Source organism: Desulfurobacterium sp. (assembly GCF_027028515.1).
In the GTDB taxonomy this organism is placed as follows: domain Bacteria; phylum Aquificota; class Aquificia; order Desulfurobacteriales; family Desulfurobacteriaceae; genus Desulfurobacterium_A.
Genome location: NZ_JALVIW010000017.1, coordinates 1 through 1932, shown reverse-complemented (window position 1 = coordinate 1932; position 1932 = coordinate 1). Strand labels below are relative to the sequence as shown.

General features: G+C 34.6%; 2 protein-coding genes. One reads left to right on the top strand and one right to left on the bottom strand.

The features are described from left to right. The coding region (locus tag MV676_RS01800) for a site-specific DNA-methyltransferase (protein WP_297444734.1) at positions 1-817 on the top strand (817 nt) is incomplete at its 5' end. Here MV676_RS01800 and MV676_RS01795 read toward each other — a convergent pair. Further along, entirely contained in the window at positions 814-1695 is an 882-nt protein-coding gene (locus tag MV676_RS01795) for a tyrosine-type recombinase/integrase (RefSeq protein ID WP_297444732.1), read from the bottom strand. The two genes, MV676_RS01800 and MV676_RS01795, sit on opposite strands and share 4 nt — an antisense overlap. Between the last annotated feature and the right edge of the window lie 237 nt (positions 1696-1932).

Here is a 1932-nt window from a genome sequence, read left to right as displayed (position 1 = left end):
ATTCTTTAGTGGAGGAATTAGTATGCAGAAAAACTTTGAGAAAATCAAGGAATCAATTTCTAAAGAAGATATTTATTTTACAACCAAAAGAGGAATAGTTGTAAATGCAGATTGCTTAAAAACACTAAGGGAAATTCCTGATAAGACAGTTAATCTGATAGTAACTTCTCCACCCTACAATGTTGGTAAAGATTACGATACATATAAGGATAAAAAGCCTTATAATGAATACCTATTTTTTTTAAAAGAGGTATTTAGAGAATGTTATCGAGTTCTTGCCGATGACGGACGAATGGTTATTAATCACTACTTTTCCTGTGGTGATAGAGAGTTTAGGTTTAGTCCGTTGATGGATATCAATACTTTATGTATGGATATAGGTTTCAAACATCATGGAATTGGATTCTGGACTGATCCTACAATTACCAAGTTAACGGCGTGGGGAAGCTGGTTAAGTGCTTCCTCACCTTACATAAATTCTCCTTATGAAGGGTTTTTGATTCTCTACAAAAATGAGTGGAAAAGAAAGAGAAAAGGAATAACCAAAATAACAAAAAAGGAATTTATGAAACTATCTTCAGGAATATGGAACTTTCAGCCTGAAAAGAATAGGTTGCATCCTGCACCGTTTCCTGCTTCACTTATAAGTATGATAGTGAGAGGATTATCTTTTGAGGAAGATGTGGTTTTAGATCCTTTTGCCGGTTCGGGAACGGTGGGATATGTATGCGAAATGAATAATAGGTATTGGGTTAATATTGAAATCAGCCGTAAATACTGCAAAATAATAAAACATAGAACGAATATATTGTTTTAAAAGTCGACCTTTTGGATTTCTTTTAACATCTGTTCCTGTGAAACTCCAAGGTATCGTCTTGTCATTTCTATACTTGAATGGCCGGCAAGTTCCTGTAGTACCCTAATATCGATTTTCCTGTCGGCCAACCTTGTTAGATATGTATCTCTTAACCTGTGAGGATAAAAGTTTTCGGGGTTTTCTTTTAAGATTTGAACAACGGCCTTTCGGTAAAGGTACTTAAGCCTATGGTTAACAGCCTGATGTGTCAGGTTCGGTGGCAGGTAGTCTTTAAACTTTTTCAGGTAATCTACTACTTCCTGCTTGAATATGGGAACAGTTCTTTCTTTATTTCCTTTACCGTGAATAAGAACCTTTACATACTCTTTCCCTGTTTCATCTGTTTTGAAAAAAAGGTCTTCTTCCCGTACTAAAAGTGCCTCTCCCAGCCTTAAACCTGCATATCCCATAAGGTAAAACACAAGTTTTAAGGAAATGTTTCTTTCCCGATTTGTTTCTCTATCGGGTAAACTGCAAACTACCTGTTTTAACGCCTGAAAGTGTTCCTCTTTTAAGGGATTAGGTTTTTTAACGGTATTTTTACCTTTAAAGTCTTTAGGAAGTTCAAATAGATCTATATTGTAGTAGTCTTTAACAAATCTCTTAAAGGAATTCCACGAATTGTAGAAGTTCTTTCTTGCTGTTTTTCCGTTTAAGGTAGCCACGGCATAGCCTATTATGTATGTCTTTTTATCGTTTATTTCTTCAATCGCAAATTCTCCAAGCCTTTCTACAAGGCCACGCAGGTAGTTTTTATACTTTACAACCGTTTTCGGAGATTTTGAATCCTGTAAAACCTTTACCCACATATCGTAAACGGCTTTAAAGGGTATTTTCATCTAACCTCCATAGGAGTTGAAGTTTAATATAATACTACCACTTTTTCTCAAAAGTTCAAATTACTTTTTAAAAAGTTTTGGTGAGATTCCTTAGTGGCTTCATTTAAACAAGGTTATTGATAGTTTACTTAGAGGGGGCTATAATACTAATAGCGATAGTTGTAACAGAAATGTAAATAAACCGTAAACAAAATGTAAATAAAGTAAATAGTAGTTTATTGTGAGGCAGTTAGATAT